Annotated in this window: 16 protein-coding genes; 10 read left to right on the top strand and 6 right to left on the bottom strand. The window is 52.4% G+C overall.

The window, feature by feature from the left end; genetic code table 11:
- The first annotated feature begins 5 nt into the window (after positions 1-5).
- Positions 6-2,501, top strand: a complete 2,496-nt coding sequence (ptsP, locus tag AC6EMZ_RS01795; protein ID WP_498400699.1) for a phosphoenolpyruvate--protein phosphotransferase — start codon at positions 6-8, stop codon at positions 2,499-2,501.
- Positions 2,502-2,503: 2 nt separating this feature from the next.
- Here the strand turns inward: ptsP and AC6EMZ_RS01790 are convergent, their stop codons facing one another.
- From AC6EMZ_RS01790 to AC6EMZ_RS01780, 3 genes are all read right to left on the bottom strand, one after another.
- Positions 2,504-3,358 (bottom strand): helix-turn-helix transcriptional regulator, encoded by an 855-nt coding sequence (locus AC6EMZ_RS01790; protein ID WP_498400698.1) that lies wholly within the window; start codon positions 3,356-3,358, stop codon positions 2,504-2,506.
- A 1-nt stretch (position 3,359) separates the two neighbouring features.
- Complete coding sequence (locus tag AC6EMZ_RS01785; protein ID WP_498400697.1) at positions 3,360-3,980, bottom strand: flavin reductase family protein; 621 nt, start codon at positions 3,978-3,980, stop codon at positions 3,360-3,362.
- An 88-nt stretch (positions 3,981-4,068) separates the two neighbouring features.
- On the bottom strand, positions 4,069-4,899 hold the full coding sequence (locus AC6EMZ_RS01780) for an alpha/beta fold hydrolase (protein ID WP_498400696.1): 831 nt from the start codon (positions 4,897-4,899) through the stop codon (positions 4,069-4,071).
- 254 nt (positions 4,900-5,153) lie between these two features.
- Between AC6EMZ_RS01780 and rnk the strand changes: the two genes are divergently transcribed.
- From rnk to uspG, 3 genes are all read left to right on the top strand, one after another.
- Positions 5,154-5,564, top strand: coding sequence for a nucleoside diphosphate kinase regulator (rnk, locus tag AC6EMZ_RS01775; protein ID WP_498400695.1), 411 nt, complete (start codon positions 5,154-5,156; stop codon positions 5,562-5,564).
- Between the two features lie 138 nt (positions 5,565-5,702).
- Entirely contained in the window at positions 5,703-5,792 is a 90-nt protein-coding gene (yldA, locus tag AC6EMZ_RS01770; protein WP_498400694.1) for a small membrane protein YldA, read from the top strand.
- Positions 5,793-5,927: 135 nt separating this feature from the next.
- Positions 5,928-6,356 carry a universal stress protein UspG gene (gene uspG / locus AC6EMZ_RS01765; RefSeq protein WP_498400693.1) on the top strand — a complete coding sequence of 143 codons (429 nt, stop codon included), beginning with the start codon at positions 5,928-5,930 and terminating at the stop codon, positions 6,354-6,356.
- A 61-nt stretch (positions 6,357-6,417) separates the two neighbouring features.
- Here uspG and ahpF read toward each other — a convergent pair whose 3' ends face one another.
- The gene (ahpF, locus tag AC6EMZ_RS01760; protein WP_498400692.1) at positions 6,418-7,983 is read right to left on the bottom strand and encodes an alkyl hydroperoxide reductase subunit F; all 1,566 of its coding nucleotides are present in this window, start codon (positions 7,981-7,983) and stop codon (positions 6,418-6,420) included.
- A gap of 126 nt (positions 7,984-8,109) precedes the next feature.
- A complete protein-coding gene (gene ahpC, locus AC6EMZ_RS01755) occupies positions 8,110-8,673 on the bottom strand; it encodes an alkyl hydroperoxide reductase subunit C (protein WP_470395121.1) in 564 nt (187 codons plus the stop codon).
- Positions 8,674-9,187: 514 nt separating this feature from the next.
- On the opposite strand from ahpC, the gene citR reads away from it, so the two are divergent.
- From citR to AC6EMZ_RS01740, 3 genes are all read left to right on the top strand, one after another.
- A complete protein-coding gene (citR, locus tag AC6EMZ_RS01750; protein WP_498400690.1) occupies positions 9,188-10,087 on the top strand; it encodes a DNA-binding transcriptional repressor CitR in 900 nt (299 codons plus the stop codon).
- A 108-nt stretch (positions 10,088-10,195) separates the two neighbouring features.
- A complete protein-coding gene (locus tag AC6EMZ_RS01745) occupies positions 10,196-11,419 on the top strand; it encodes a phosphoadenosine phosphosulfate reductase (RefSeq protein ID WP_498400689.1) in 1,224 nt (407 codons plus the stop codon).
- Positions 11,404-12,027 (top strand): IbrB-like domain-containing protein, encoded by a 624-nt coding sequence (locus tag AC6EMZ_RS01740; protein WP_498400688.1) that lies wholly within the window; start codon positions 11,404-11,406, stop codon positions 12,025-12,027. The genes AC6EMZ_RS01745 and AC6EMZ_RS01740 overlap by 16 nt, the downstream gene beginning before the upstream one ends.
- Here the strand turns inward: AC6EMZ_RS01740 and AC6EMZ_RS01735 are convergent, their stop codons facing one another.
- Positions 12,028-13,188, bottom strand: a complete 1,161-nt coding sequence (locus AC6EMZ_RS01735) for a pyridoxal phosphate-dependent aminotransferase (RefSeq protein ID WP_498400686.1) — start codon at positions 13,186-13,188, stop codon at positions 12,028-12,030.
- 123 nt (positions 13,189-13,311) lie between these two features.
- Between AC6EMZ_RS01735 and AC6EMZ_RS01730 the strand changes: the two genes are divergently transcribed.
- The 3 genes from AC6EMZ_RS01730 to AC6EMZ_RS01720 are packed head-to-tail and all read left to right on the top strand — an operon-like array spanning position 13,312 to position 15,151.
- Complete coding sequence (locus AC6EMZ_RS01730) at positions 13,312-13,926, top strand: methylthioribulose 1-phosphate dehydratase (RefSeq protein ID WP_498400685.1); 615 nt, start codon at positions 13,312-13,314, stop codon at positions 13,924-13,926.
- Positions 13,923-14,612 carry an acireductone synthase gene (mtnC, locus tag AC6EMZ_RS01725; protein ID WP_498400684.1) on the top strand — a complete coding sequence of 230 codons (690 nt, stop codon included), beginning with the start codon at positions 13,923-13,925 and terminating at the stop codon, positions 14,610-14,612. Before AC6EMZ_RS01730 ends, mtnC begins: the two co-directional genes overlap by 4 nt.
- The gene (locus AC6EMZ_RS01720) at positions 14,609-15,151 is read left to right on the top strand and encodes a 1,2-dihydroxy-3-keto-5-methylthiopentene dioxygenase (protein ID WP_498400683.1); all 543 of its coding nucleotides are present in this window, start codon (positions 14,609-14,611) and stop codon (positions 15,149-15,151) included. Before mtnC ends, AC6EMZ_RS01720 begins: the two co-directional genes overlap by 4 nt.
- Positions 15,152-15,184: the final 33 nt, after the last annotated feature.

Here is a 15,184-nt window from a genome sequence, read left to right as displayed (position 1 = left end):
GTAGTATGTTATCGATTGAATTTTTCTGCCCGCTGCCGAATGGGCTACACGCCCGTCCGGCCTGGGCGCTGAAAGAGCAATGCAGCGCCTGGCGCAGCGATATTCGTTTTATCAACAACCGCCTGAGCAGCCAGGCCGATGCCAAAAGCTCGCTCGCGCTGATCAGCACCGGTACGCTGTTTAACGACAGCTGCATACTTGAAATTAGCGGCAGCGACGAAGAGCAGGCCAGGCGCGCGCTTGAGCAATATCTCAATGTGAGCTTTATCGACAGCGACAGCATTCCGTCCGGCGATGCACCGCACGTGGCGCATCCCCTTCCCCGCTCGCTGGTGCGGCTCAATCCCCATCTGCAACAGGCCATTACCCTCGCCAGCGGCATTGGTGCAGGCACTCTGCAACGCTTTGAGAGCAATAATCTGCAACGCTATCGCCAGCATCCGGCAAGCCCGGAAGATACGACGCGGCTGGAGCACAGCCTGGCGACGCTGGCCGATCGCTTAAACCAGCAGTTGCGCGGACTGGGAGGCGAAAGCAAAACCATCATCAGCGCCCATCTTTCGCTGATCCAGGATGACGAGTTTGGCGGCAATATTCGCCGTCTGATGGGCGAGGAGCGTCTGAGCCTGGCGGATGCCATCATCCGCAACATGGACCATATTTGCCAAAAGCTGTCCCTGTCAGCCAGCGACTACCTTCGCGAGCGGGCGAGTGATATCCGCGACATCAGCGAACAGCTGCTCAGTATTACCTGGCCAGAGCTTGAGCAAACCACAACGTTTGTCCTGAATGCGCCGACCATTCTACTGGCTGACGACCTCACGCCCAGCCAGTTTCTGAGCCTCGACACCCGCCAGCTCAAGGGCATGGTGCTGGAAAAAACGGGCCGCACTTCGCACACGTTAATTCTGGCACGCGCCGCGTCGGTTCCCGTACTGAGCGGATTAACGGTGGCCGCTTTGGCATCAACGGTTGGCAAGAACGTTATTCTCGACGGCGTTTGCAGCGTACTGGTGGTAGAACCCGATGCCGCGGTTAGCCAATACTACGGCGTAGCTCAGCGTCTCGCCGACAAAGCTCATCAGCAGCAGAGTAAAGATGCCGGCCTGCCCGCGATGACAAAAGACCAGATCGCCGTGGATATCGCCGCCAACATCGGTAGTGCGCTGGAAGCGCCCGGCGCCTTTGCCTGCGGCGCTCAGGGCGTGGGATTGTTTCGCACCGAGATGCTGTACATGGACCGCGACGCCGCGCCGGACGAACAGGAGCAGTTCGAAGCCTACCAGCAGGTGTTACTGTCAGCGGAGGGCAAACCGGTTATCTTTCGCACGATGGACATCGGGGGTGACAAGCAGATCCCTTATATCCCGCTCCCGCAGGAAGAAAACCCCTTCCTGGGGTATCGTGCGGTGCGCATCTATCCGGAATTCGTTGCGCTTTTCCGCACCCAGCTGCGCGCCATTTTACGTGCAGGGGCCAGCGGCAATGCGCTGCTGATGATCCCGATGGTTCACAGCCTCGATCAAATTCTGTGGGTCAAACAAGAGCTGAGAAAGGTTCAGGACGAACTGAAGTCGCAGGGTTTACGTCACGCCCCGCATCTGCCGCTGGGCATCATGGTCGAAGTGCCCTCCGTGTGCTTTATCATCGATCACTTCTGCGACGAGGTGGATTTCTTCAGCATTGGCTCAAACGATATGACCCAGTATCTGTATGCGGTCGATCGTAATAATCCGCGCGTGTCACCGCTGTATAATCCCATTGCGCCCTCATTTTTACGCATGGTGCGCCAAATCGTGACTGCCGCCCATCGGCACGGAAAATGGGTTGGGATTTGCGGAGAATTGGGCGGAGAGCGTCGTTATCTGCCGCTGCTGTTGGGCTTAGGCCTCGACGAATTCAGTATGAGCGGTCCGCGCATCCCTGCCGTGAAGGCGCAGCTGCGTCATCTTGAAAGCAGTGCGTGTCGGGCTTTGGCCGATAAAGCCTGCGAATGTCGCAGCGCCGAGGAGATAGAAACCCTTCTCACCGAGTTCACGCCGCAAGAGCCCGCCCGTCCGCTGCTGGCGCTGGAAAATATCGTGATGGATGAGCCGCTCGCCTCCCGAGAGCAGGTGCTTCAATTCCTGTGCGGCAACCTTGCGATCCACGGGCGAACCGAAAACCCAATCGAGCTGGAAGAAGATCTCTGGCAGCGTGAAGAAATTGTCACCACCGCCGTGGGCTTTGGCGTCGCGATTCCGCACACCAAATCTCAGTGGATACGCCACTCCAGCATCAGTATCGCCCGTCTGGCGAGGCCGATAGACTGGGAATCCGATATGGGCGAAGTCGAACTGGTGATCATGCTGACCCTGGGGACGCAGGAGGGGATGAACCATGTGAAGGTCTTCTCCCAATTGGCGCGCAAGCTGGTGAATAAGACGTTCCGGGAGACGTTATTTTCTGCTAACACGCCAGAGAGCATTCTGGAGTTGCTTAACGCCGAACTGATTCTTTAAGATTACTGAAATCGCGCACGATATTCCCCCGGCGTCACGCCAAACTGACGCCGGAATAGCCGACTAAAATAGTCGCTGTCAGGGAAACCACACCGCTTTGCCACCTCACCAACGGGCAGATGATATTTCTGCAAAATCGTTCTCGCCTTGCCCATTCGCACCCAGCGCACGTAATCGACAAAGCTCATGCTCCCCTGCTGGGAAAACAATCGCGACAGATGATTGGGCGAGATATTGAAAAAGGCGGCAACGCTCTCCCGAGAAATCGGCCCGGCATAATGATCCTGCACCCAGTTGCACACGCTCTGATAGAGAAAATCCCCACGCGACAGCCCCGGTTCGGGAAGCGTCGACACCACCTTGCGGCACCAGTGCAGCAGGCTCAACGCCAGCGGCTGAATAATCGCCTGATCCTGCGGCGACGCGCTAAGGTGCGTCAGCGCCATCAGCATTGCCGTTCGTTCGCCGCGCTCCGGGTGCGGCAGCTCAATGTTACGCTGCGGATAGACTGACTCACCGCTGCGGGCATCGTGAAACAGCAGGCCAAGCCAGGACGGCGCAAAAACGATACTCAGCAGCATGGTTGGTTTATCAAATATCGGCACGCTGGCACTGCGGGCCGGAAGAAACAGCATCTCACCCTGCATAAGCGATTTTTGCTCGGCAATAAGCCGATTGCCGTATTCACCCCGCAGCACCACGTCGAGCCGTGGCCATTCCACGCTAAAAGCGCCCTCAGGCAAAAGCGTGGGACGATGGGCAAACCATACACGTCCCAACTGCTGTGAATTCAATACCAGCCCGGCCAACAGGTCGGCAAAAAACTGCTGATCGGCGGGGATTGTGGGGGTGTGCATATTAGCCTCTGCGCGCATCCGGGCGCACCATATCGAAACGCTGAGCGTCGCTAATCGAATAGTATGCCGACGGACCACCAGCACGCAGAATCGGGTTGGCTTTGGCGGTCTGGTAGATCCCCTCTTCCAGCAGCGAGTCATGGATATGAATGCCCACCACTTCACCCAGTACCAGCCAGGTTTCGATAGGCGTTCCGTCTGCGCCCGTGAGCTGGATGCACTGAGAGAGTCGACACTCAAAATTCACCGGGCTTTCTGCCACTCTCGGGGCCTTCACCACACGGCTTGCGCCAGGCGTTAACCCGGCAAAGGAAAACTCATCTTCTTCGTGCGGGAGCGTGGCGGAGGTTTCATTCATCGCCTGCGCCAGGTCAACCGTCGCCAGGTTCCAGACAAACTCCCCGGTCTCAACAATGTTGCGCACGCTGTCTTTCCAGCCATTGCTGGAAAAACCAATAATGGGCGGGCGATAGTTAAAACAGTTGAAGAAGCTGTACGGGGCAAGATTGAGTCGCCCCTCGCTATCCTGGCTGGAAATCCACCCGATAGGCCGTGGCCCAACGATGGCATTTAAGGGATCGTGTGGCAGGCCGTGTCCCTGCTCAGGCTGATAAAAATACATAGCGCTCTCTAAGTGAAAAATCAGGCTGAATGACGCTTCGCTCATCCCCCTGAATCAAGAGGATCAGCGTAGCGCAATCCGTTAAAAATTAGGACTGAATAAATTTCAGCAGGTCGTCGTTAATCTGGTGTTTATGGGTGGCGCAAATCCCGTGGGATCCGCCTGGATAGACTTTTAGCTCGGCATTCGGCAGGATCTCCGCCGCCACTTTGCCACAGGTCTCAAACGGCACGATTTGGTCATCATCACCGTGGATCACCAGCGTCGGAATAGTCATTTTTTTCAGATCTTCGCGCAGGTCGGTTTCCGAAAAGGCTTTGATACAATCGTACAACGCCTTGATAGAGCCCTGGAGCCCCTGCTCAACAAAGCTCTCCCGCACCGCTTTCGACTCTTTAGCACCAGCACGGTTATAACCATAAAAAGCGGCGGTCAGTTCATAAAAGAAAGCCGCACGATCGTTTACCACGCCCTCGCGGATACCGTCGAAAACCTCTTTCGGTACCCCTTCAGGGTTGAAGTCCGTTTTGACCATAATCGGCGTCACGGCGCTAATCAGCACCGCTTTGGCGACACGTTCGGTGCCGTGACGGCCAATGTAGCGCGCGACTTCGCCACCGCCGGTGGAATGGCCCACATGCACCGCATCTTTCAGATTAAGGTGCGCCGTCAGCTCGGCTAAATCATCGGCATACTGATCCATATGATGCCCATCCCAGGACTGCGCGGAACGCCCATGCCCGCGTCTGTCATGGGCAATCACGCGAAAGCCTTTCGACCCCAGATACAACATTTGATCTTCAAAGGCATCGGCGGTTAAAGGCCAGCCGTGACTAAACACCACGGGCTGCCCGCTGCCCCAGTCTTTGAAATGCAAATAACTGCCGTCTTTCAAGGTAAGTTTGTCGTAATCGCTCATGAGATCTCCTGAAAAGGAACACAGAAAACGGATAGTCGCCCAACGGGGCGCTTAAAAAGCATACTGCAAATCTGAGAACCATCACGTTTTTCACCTAAAATTCATCTGCACGATGAATGTGACATTCATCACTTCAAACTTGCGTGCTCAGCCAGTATCATCATGAGAGATAAAACCCTCGCTGCCAGACGGCGAGGGTTTTCTTTTGGATTGGTTTCTGCGCGACACGCAGCACTAAAGACATGGAGTAATAAATGTCCAGACCCACCATTATCATTAATGAACTCGATGCAGAACGTATCGACCGTCTGCTGGAGAAACCCGCATTTGCGTCGCTGCCTGTTGCTGAAGCGTTAAACGCAGAACTGGACCGCGCGCAAATGTGTACGGCTGAGTCGATGCCGCATGACGTCGTCACCATGAACAGCCAGGTAAAATTCCGCGATCTCACCAGCGGTGAAGAACGCACCCGCACGCTGGTCTACCCAGCACAAATGACCGACAGCAGCACGCAGCTTTCGGTCCTTGCGCCCGTGGGTGCCGCTTTGCTGGGGCTGCGTACCGGCGACACGATCCACTGGGATTTACCCGGCGGTACTTCTGCGCATCTTGAGGTGCTGGAACTGCTTTACCAGCCAGAATCAGCAGGCGATTACCTTCGTTAATCCCATCTGAAGAAGCGAACACCGCTTTGCCCGGAGGATGCAGCTGCATCCTCTTTCCGTAATTTCACCCATCTTTCCTATATCGCTCAAAAACGCCTTAATCCAGGCTTAATCCGTTTCGGTGCCGCGGGGACGGTCATGAATGAGATACTTGGCATTACGCTGGTTTATTTCATTTTTTTGGCGATCATCGTCATGGCCGTGCTGTATCTTGAGCGCCACTGGTAACCCCTCTTCCGCGCATTCCTGCGCAAAGATAAGTAAAAAAATGCCACAACGTGAAAAACTGCCTGACAGATAGCAGAAACCGATAATATTTTATGTTTGAATACATTCAGCGTTATTAAACAAGGAGAAACGGGTATGTATCAGACAATCATTATGCCGGTTGATGTTTTTGAAATGGAACTGAGCGATAAGGCCGTGCGCCACGCCGAATTCCTGGCGCAGCAGGATGGCATCATTCATCTTATCCACGTGCTGCCAGGCTCCGCCAGCCTGAGTCTGCATCGTTTTGCCGCCGACGTCCGTCGCTTTGAGGAGCATCTGCAACACGAAGCGGAGGCGCGCCTGCAAACGATGGTCGGGCACTTCAGCATCGATCCTTCGCGCATTAAAACCCACGTTCGCTTCGGCAGCGTGCGTGATGCGGTCAATGAAATGGCGAACGAATTAAAAGCGGATGTGGTCGTTATCGGCTCGCGCAATCCCTCTATCAGCACCCATCTCTTAGGATCTAATGCGTCGAGCGTCATTCGCCACACGCATATCCCGGTGATGGTCGTGAGATAAAAAAAAGAGGCTACCAACCGGTAGCCTCTTCACATTGCAGGTGTAGCCTTACTTTCTTTTATTATGCAATTTTGGTGCGAATCAGATAATCAAACGCGCTCAGGGATGCTTTTGCACCTTCGCCGGTCGCAATGATAATTTGTTTGTACGGTACAGTGGTGCAATCGCCCGCCGCAAAAATACCTTTCACGCTGGTTTCGCATTTGGCATCAATCATGATTTCGCCCATGCGGTTACGCTCAATCGCACCTTCCAGCCAGGTCGTGTTTGGCAGCAGCCCAATCTGAACGAAGATGCCTGACAGCGCCACGCTGTGAACGTCGCCGCTCACGCGGTCACGGTATTCAAGCCCGGTCACTTTGCTGCCGTCGCCTTTCACTTCCGTTGTCTGCGCGTTTAGCACGATATCGACGTTTTTCAGGCTGCGGACTTTATCCTGCAATACCTGGTCAGCTTTCATCTCTGGCGCAAACTCAAGCAACGTAACGTGTTCAACGATACCCGCGAGGTCAATTGCCGCTTCGACGCCGGAGTTACCGCCGCCAATCACCGCCACGCGTTTGCCTTTAAACAGCGGGCCGTCGCAGTGCGGACAATAGGTTACACCTTTCGTACGATACTGATCTTCGCCCGGCACGTTCATATTGCGCCATTTTGCGCCAGTGGCGATGATAATACTGCGGGCTTTTAGCACCGCACCTGATGCGGTTTCAATCTGATGTAAACCGCCTTCAACCGCAGTCGGTACCAGCTTGCTGGCGCTCTGGCTGTCGATCACATCGACGTCATAATCATCTACGTGCGCTTTCAGTGCGCCCGCCAGTTTCTGGCCTTCGGTTTTTGGCACGGAGATATAGTTTTCAATATCCACGGTATCCAGAACCTGGCCGCCAAAACGCTCGCCCATCAGGCCAGTGCGGATGCCTTTACGTGCAGAATATACCGCAGCCGCCGCGCCTGCCGGGCCAGAGCCCACGATCAGTACATCGTAAACATCACGTTTGTTCAGCTCATCAGCGGTACGTTTTTCCGCACCGGTATCCACTTTCGCGACGATTTCCGTCAGTGTCATACGACCCTGGCCGAATTCTTTGCCGTTCAGATACACAGCCGGGACACCCATCACATTGCGATCGGTGATTTCGTTTTGGAACACGCCACCGTCAATCGCAGTGTGTTTGATGCGCGGGTTCAACACCGACATCAGGTTTAACGCCTGCACCACGTCCGGACAGTTATGGCACGAGAGCGAGTAATAGGTTTCAAACTCAAAATCACCGTCGATATCGCGGATCTGCTCGAGCAGCGTTTGGGCTTCTTTCGACGGATGACCGCCGGTCCACAGCAGCGCGAGCACCAACGAGGTGAACTCGTGTCCCAGTGGCGAGCCCGCAAAGCGAGGCCCCTGGTCAGATCCTGGGTTGGTAATCAGGAAAGACGGTTTACGCACCGGCAGGCTGTTGTCTTCTTTAAAGGTCACTTTCGGTGACAGTTCAGCAATCTCCGCCAGCAGTTCTTTGATCTCTGTCGATTTCGCGCTGTCATCCAGTGTGGCAATAAGCTCAACCGGTTTGGTCAGTTTCTCAAGGTAAGCCTTAAGTTGGGTTTTCATGTTTGTGTCGAGCATTATTCTTCCCTCTCTAAAAACGTCATCATGCAAGTTGCCTTATAAAGGCAGCCTGAATGCAACTTGCATCATGGTGTTGGAATGAAATGGGCGCATATGCGCCCATTGATTGACGGGCAAAAAAACTTAGATTTTACCGACCAGATCCAGAGATGGAGCCAGTGTCGCTTCGCCTTCTTTCCACTTCGCCGGGCACACTTCGCCTGGGTGAGAAGCAACATACTGAGCGGCTTTAATTTTACGCAGCAGGTCAGATGCGTCGCGGCCGATACCTTCAGCGGTCACTTCGATGGCCTGGATAATGCCCTGCGGGTCAACAACAAAGGTGGCACGGTCGGCCAGGCCTTCATCTTCACGCATGTTTTCGAAGTTACGGGTCAGGGCACCGGTTGGGTCGCCGATCATCGCGTATTTGATTTTAGCGATGGTTTCGGAACTGCCGTGCCACGCTTTGTGGGTGAAGTGGGTATCGGTAGAAACGGAATAAACGTCTACGCCCAGCTTCTGCAACTCTTCATAATGATCTGCCACATCGCCGAGTTCAGTCGGGCAAACGAAGGTAAAGTCAGCTGGGTAGAAGAAGAACACACTCCAGCGGCCTTCGGTATCTTTCTCGGTGACTTCGATGAATTCGCCGTTTTTGAACGCCTGGTTTTTGAAAGGTTTAATTTTGGTGTTAATCAAAGACATCTGTACTTCCTCCGTGTTTTCGTTGTGAGCTAAGGTAACTAACTTTCATTGATAGGGCTAATGCGTTCGATTTATCAAATCAATCAGTCAAACCTTACAACTTTGATAAGAGGACATTCCAGAACTCGCAAACCAAACGTCGCGGGACCATTCAGTGCCAGTCAAAGCGGGGGATGCGTAGCGATAAGCGCGGCGTCACCTATTACCCAAGGACAGATTTAAATGACGACAACCGGGTATGACATTTCATAACCATGATAAATTGAATTTCGTAATGCAGGATGGCCAGTACATTAACGATACTTGTAATTCAACCCCTCAAACCGACCTTTAGAGAATTAAAATAATTAAACTCCTTTTCTGGCACTATTTTAATAATCCACAGCCATGATATATTAAGTCAGAATTTATGCAGATTTAAGTTAAGCATCACAAAAGGATTGTGAATGGTTAACTTCCATCTATAGTTACCATGTATGTGATAACTATAACCACAACACACTCAGGATGAACTATGGCTAATCTTTACGACCTTAAAAAATTCGATCTCAATCTTTTAGTCATATTCGAATGCATCTACCAACATCTCAGCATCAGTAAAGCTGCAGAAACCTTACACATCACCCCCCCAGCCGTCAGTCAGTCGCTACAACGGTTACGTAATCAGCTTAATGACCCTCTGTTTATCCGTTCTGGGAAGGGAATTACACCCACTACCGTAGGGACCAATCTCCACATCCATCTTGAGCAAAATCTAAATCAGTTAGAGCAAACCATCAACATTACCCATGCATCTGATCTGACCAAAAAATTCATCATCTATGGCCCACAGATTATTACGCCGGGGAGATTGCTCAATCCTCTGTTGTTACTTATTGAAAGAGAAAGTTTCGATATAGAACAATATGATATAACTGTTTCTGCTGAAGCAGCCGAGGATTTACTTGCCTACCGTAAGGCAGACATGGTGTTTACACTTTTCCCTGTCAGCAACCGCTCAATCGTCTGTACTCCGTTTCGATCGGTAAAGATGGTATTGGTCTGCCGAATGGATCACCCTCGTATTGGTGATAGCATCACAAAAGAACAAATGCTGGCAGAAAAGCACACGCAAATGGCCAGTAACGAGCCAGGTGTACAAGAGTTTCAGACATCAATCTTGCCATTGTTGCCTGAAAGGACAATTGCGTTTCGTAGCGACTCATTCATTTCAATAATCAATATTATTAGCGCATCTGATTTAATTGGCTACATTCCCCTTCCCATATTCGAAACATACGCTTCAGTGTTTAATCTTAAAAAAGTCGCCATGCCTTTTGAATTACCGCAACCGCAAGTTTTCATGTTGTATAACCGCGCATCGCTCAATAGCAAGGCCTTTTCTGATTTCATTACTCAAATCCCCATAGATTAAAATAATTACTATTTTTTACTTTTATCTGTGACGCTTTTCATGAATAGTATGCTTACTCATCATTGACGGTGACCCATCCGGTATTGATTACCCAGGAAGCGATTGTTCATGTCAATATACAAATATCCCCTTGTACTAAATGTTCTTGAGGCTGCAGTTGAACGAATAGAATGGACACTTGAGAATTTACCTCAGGTTTGCGTCTCTTTTTCTGGCGGTAAAGACTCGACCATCATGCTTCACCTGACCGCGCAAATTGCACGAAAGCAAAACAAGAAAATAAGCGTTTTGTTTATCGACTGGGAAGCACAGTTTTCCTGCACTATCGAACATGTCGAAACGATGCGGAGGCAATATAGCGATGTCATCGATCGTTTTTTTTGGGTTGCCCTGCCGTTAACCACCCAAAATGCCCTTTCCCAATATCAACCCGAGTGGCAGTGTTGGGAGCCCGGTACAAACTGGGTTCGACAACCGCCAGAAGACGCGATAACCGACCCGAATTTTTTTGATTTTTATCAGCAGGGAATGACCTTTGAAGCCTTTGTCAGAGCCTTTTCTGACTGGTTTGCCGAACAACGGCCTGCCGCCGTGTTGATCGGCATTCGAGCTGACGAGTCCTATAACCGTTTCCTCACTATAGCCAACGCGCGCAAACAGCGTTTTGCCGATGATAAGCCCTGGACCAGCATGGCTCCGGGCGGGCATGCCTGGTATGTCTATCCGATATATGACTGGAAAACGGCAGATATCTGGACGTGGTTTGCTAAAACGAAGTGTTGCTATAACCCATTGTACAACCTGATGTATCAGGCCGGTGTACCGCCCCGTTACATGCGCATCTGCGAACCCTTTGGCCCGGAGCAACGGCAAGGATTGTGGCTGTATCATGTTGTTGAGCCCGAACGCTGGGCAGCGATGTGCGAGCGCGTCAGCGGTGTCAGAAGCGGCGGTATCTATGCGGGCCACGATAATCACTTTTATGGCCATCGAAAACTACTCAAACCCGATCACCTCTGCTGGTATCAATATGCCATGCTGCTACTGGACAGCATGCCGCAAACTACCGCAGAGCATTATCGTAATAAAATTGCTGTTTATTTACACTGGTATCAAAAGAAAGGAATGACCGATATTCCTGACACGCAAACGGGTGATATTGGCTCAAAAGATATTCCGTCATGGCGGCGAATTTGCAAAGTGCTACTGAATAACGATTATTGGTGTCGGGCGCTTTCTTTTAGCCCAAATAAACCAAACCATTATCAACGCTACAATGAACGCATGAAAAATAAACGCAAGGAATGGGGAATATTATGCAAAGAATCATAAGCGCGATGGAATGTTATCTTTCAGCTTTACCTGACGCGGAGCGCATTGAGGCCATAAATGCTTTGCGCCAGGCTATTCACCAGCTAAGTCCTTTTCGCGATCAACCCGTCGACTGTGTGCTGTGGATTAAACAGGACGATATCACCGCCAACGATTACAACCCGAATAACGTTGCCCCGCCCGAAAAACGGCTTCTGAGTAAATCCCTTGAGTTAGATGGCTTCACGCAACCTATCGTGGTGTCCGAAAACGAGCCCCATCATTACGAAATTATCGATGGCTTTCACCGTCATGAAATCGGGAAAAGTAAAGCAACATTAAGGCGGCAACTTAAAGGCTATTTGCCCGTGACCTGTCTGCGCAAAGAAAGGCAGGAGAAGTTCGACCGTATGGCCGCGACGATTCGCCACAACCGCGCACGTGGACGCCATCAAATCAACGCCATGTCTGAGATCGTGCGGGAACTGTCTCTGCTTGACTGGGATGACGAGAAAATTGGTAAAGAGCTAGGAATGGACAGCGACGAAGTGCTGCGTCTGAAGCAAATCAACGGTCTGCTTGAACTGTTTGCAGACCGTCGTTATTCAGAAGGCTGGACGGTAAAATAATTACAACACGTTCAGGCGCTCTGCCGCTGCCAGCAGCGTCGATTCCTGTTTTGCAAAGCAAAGACGAATCAGCTTATGCGGGAAAGGATCGGCGCAAAATACCGATAATGGAATGGCCGCTACGCCCGCTTCTTTGGTTAACCACTGGCAAAAGCTCACATCGTCCAGACTGGAAATCGCACTGTAGTCCGCCAGCAGAAAATAGGTTCCTTCACTCGGCAATATCTCCAGACGGCTGGCGCTCAAGGCATTCACAAACAGATCCCGTCGCGCGCGGTAAAATTCCGGCAGCTCACGATAGTGTTCCGGCTCTGCGCGCAGCATATCCGCCAGCGCCAGCTGCGCCGGGGTATTGACGGCAAACGTCAAATACTGATGTACCTTGCGCAGTTCCGCGCTGATAGCCGCAGGCGCTACGCAATAACCCACCTTCCAGCCGGTCATGTGATAGGTTTTGCCAAATGATGAAACCGCAATCGCGCGCTCGCGCAGCTGCGGATGCGCCAACACGCTGGCGTGCCCCTCTTTCGCAAAACAGATATGTTCGTAGACCTCATCGCTCAGAACGTAAATTTCACGTTCGGCAATGGCCTGCCACAGCGCGGCAAAATCGGCTTTTTGCCACACGGTCGCCGACGGATTATGCGGCGTGTTCAGGATAACCAGACGCGTTTTATCGCTCAGCAGGGCCGCAAAAGCCTGCCAGTCCGGGCGAAAATGCGGCGGCTGAAGCGCGATTCTTTTTACCACCCCACCAGAAAGCTCAACGGCAGGCGCGTAGCTGTCGTAGCTCGGATCAAAGCAAATCACTTCATCGCCGGTACGCACCAGCGCGGTGATGGCCGCGTACAGCGCTTCGGTCGCCCCAGCCGTCACCGTCACTTCGCTGTTGGCATCGGGTTTATAGCCGTAAAGCTCAGCCGTTTTATCGGCAATCGCTTCACGCAGCGATTGCGCACCGGTCATTGGGGCGTATTGATTCGCGCCCTGCGACACGTGATACGCCAGACGCTCCTGCAAATATGTCGGCCCGTCAAAATCCGGAAAACCTTGTGAAAGGTTAATCGCATTATGCTGCTGCGCTAATGCACTCATTTGCGTGAAAATCGTCGTGCCGAGGTTGGGCAGTTTGCTTTGCGGAATCAACGGGTTATTGCTCATTATGCGGTGCCTGCGTGTAATACTTATGTTGCTGCCACTATAACACGATGTTAGTCTTTGGCAATCAAGACGCTTAGACGTCTAAATCATATGAATATTCCTGGCCGACAGAGGTAAAAGGAAATGACAGACAACCTGCAACTCACACAACTGGTCGATGCCTGCCGCTGGATTGGCGCAAAAGGCTGGGCTCCGGCGACCGGCGGCAATATGTCCATTCGTCAGGATGACCATCTTTGTTGGCTCAGCGAATCGGGTAAAGACAAAGGCAGCCTGACGACCGACGATTTTCTACAGGTCGAAATCGCCAGCAACCGCGCACCGTCCGGTCGCAAGCCTTCGGCGGAAACGGGATTGCATACGCTGATTTATCGCCTGTTCCCGCAGGCCAATGCGGTGCTGCACGTTCATACCGTCAACGCCACAGTGCTGTCGCGCCTGACCAAAACGCCAGAACTGCACATCAGCGGCTTTGAAATGCAGAAATCCCTCACCGGGCAAACCTCGCATCTCGATACCGTGACGATTCCGGTGTTCGATAATGACCAGGACATTGACGCCCTCGCCGCGCGAATCGCCCATTACGCCCAGGAAACGATACTTAATTATGGTTTTCTTCTGCGCGGCCATGGCTTAACCTGCTGGGGACGCGACGTGGCCGAGGCCCGCCGTCACCTGGAAGGTCTGGAATTCTTATTTGAATGCGAAATGCGTTTACGACAACTGGAGAGATTATGATTCGCGCGATAGTGACGGATATTGAAGGCACCACCAGCGATATTCGTTTTGTTCACAATGTGTTGTTTCCCTATGCGCGCGAGCGGCTGGCGGGGTTTGTCACCGCACAGCTTTACGCCGAGCCGGTGAAATCCATTCTGGACAATCTGCGTGATGAAATTGGCGCGCCGCACGCCAGCATCAGCGAACTTATCGACACGCTGTTTGCCTTTATGGACGACGATCGTAAATCAACCGCGTTGAAAGCCCTGCAAGGCATTATCTGGCAGGACGGCTACGTGAACGGTGACTTCACCGGTCAACTTTACCCGGACGTTTTGCCATCGCTCGAAAAATGGAAAGCGCAAGGGATTGATCTCTATGTTTATTCCTCTGGCTCCGTTGCTGCGCAAAAACTGTTATTTGGCTACAGCGACGAAGGTGATATTACTCATCTGTTCAGCGGATACTTTGACACCCACATCGGTGCCAAGCGCGAGGTTCAGTCTTATCAGAACATCGCGACACAGATTGGCGTTGCCCCCTCGCAGATCCTGTTCCTCTCCGACATTCATCAGGAGCTGGACGCCGCTGAACAAGCTGGTTTTCGCACCCTACAGCTGATTCGCGGCGATGAAGACGGCGCGAGCCACCATCATCAGGTGCATCAATTCGACGAGATTAATCCGGAGCAGATCCCTTCATGAGCGCATTAACGATTTATTCTGAAACCGAGACCCGCGAGCCGCTGTGGCACAGCACCGACGCCGCTGATATTGCCGCGAAGCTCAACGCGCGCGGCGTGCGTTTTGAACGCTGGGAAGCCGACCGCGATTTAGGTCGCGATCCCGCACCAGAGGTGGTGATCGAGGCTTATCAGCACGCCATCGACAAGCTGGTGGCTGAGAAAGGTTATCAGAGCTGGGATGTTATCAGCCTACGTGCGGATAACCCGCAGAAAGAGGCCCTGCGCGCGAAGTTCCTTAACGAACACACGCATGGTGAAGATGAGGTCCGTTTCTTCGTCGAAGGTGCCGGGCTGTTTTGCCTGCACATCGACGACCAGGTTTATCAGGTGCTGTGTGTCAAAAACGACCTGATTTCCGTGCCAGCGGGAACGCCGCACTGGTTTGATATGGGCTCAGAGCCGAACTTCACGGCAATCCGTATTTTCGATAACCCGGAAGGCTGGGTAGCGCAGTTTACGGGCGATGCGATTGCGGATGCCTATCCGCGGCTAGCCTAATTTTCACTAAATTCAGTCATCAACTCTAGATAT

It is taken from the genome of Enterobacter sp. SCRI0065 (assembly GCF_059766475.1).
Note: the sequence above shows the minus strand (reverse complement) of the source record. Positions and strands in the feature narration are given on the sequence as shown.

Bases quoted from the DNA above. Each gene is read 5' to 3' on its own strand.
- AC6EMZ_RS01745 (WP_498400689.1), top strand. From the start codon at position 10,196: ATGTCAATATACAAATATCCCCTTGTACTAAATGTTCTTGAGGCTGCA.
- mtnC (WP_498400684.1), top strand. From the start codon at position 13,923: ATGATTCGCGCGATAGTGACGGATATTGAAGGCACCACCAGCGATATT.
- AC6EMZ_RS01785 (WP_498400697.1), bottom strand. From the start codon at position 3,980: ATGTATTTTTATCAGCCTGAGCAGGGACACGGCCTGCCACACGATCCC.
- rnk (WP_498400695.1), top strand. From the start codon at position 5,154: ATGTCCAGACCCACCATTATCATTAATGAACTCGATGCAGAACGTATC.
- AC6EMZ_RS01790 (WP_498400698.1), bottom strand. From the start codon at position 3,358: ATGCACACCCCCACAATCCCCGCCGATCAGCAGTTTTTTGCCGACCTG.
- uspG (WP_498400693.1), top strand. From the start codon at position 5,928: ATGTATCAGACAATCATTATGCCGGTTGATGTTTTTGAAATGGAACTG.
- AC6EMZ_RS01720 (WP_498400683.1), top strand. From the start codon at position 14,609: ATGAGCGCATTAACGATTTATTCTGAAACCGAGACCCGCGAGCCGCTG.
- AC6EMZ_RS01780 (WP_498400696.1), bottom strand. From the start codon at position 4,899: ATGAGCGATTACGACAAACTTACCTTGAAAGACGGCAGTTATTTGCAT.
- ahpF (WP_498400692.1), bottom strand. From the start codon at position 7,983: ATGCTCGACACAAACATGAAAACCCAACTTAAGGCTTACCTTGAGAAA.
- citR (WP_498400690.1), top strand. From the start codon at position 9,188: ATGGCTAATCTTTACGACCTTAAAAAATTCGATCTCAATCTTTTAGTC.
- AC6EMZ_RS01730 (WP_498400685.1), top strand. From the start codon at position 13,312: ATGACAGACAACCTGCAACTCACACAACTGGTCGATGCCTGCCGCTGG.
- yldA (WP_498400694.1), top strand. From the start codon at position 5,703: ATGAATGAGATACTTGGCATTACGCTGGTTTATTTCATTTTTTTGGCG.
- ptsP (WP_498400699.1), top strand. From the start codon at position 6: ATGTTATCGATTGAATTTTTCTGCCCGCTGCCGAATGGGCTACACGCC.
- ahpC (WP_470395121.1), bottom strand. From the start codon at position 8,673: ATGTCTTTGATTAACACCAAAATTAAACCTTTCAAAAACCAGGCGTTC.
- AC6EMZ_RS01740 (WP_498400688.1), top strand. From the start codon at position 11,404: ATGCAAAGAATCATAAGCGCGATGGAATGTTATCTTTCAGCTTTACCT.
- AC6EMZ_RS01735 (WP_498400686.1), bottom strand. From the start codon at position 13,188: ATGAGCAATAACCCGTTGATTCCGCAAAGCAAACTGCCCAACCTCGGC.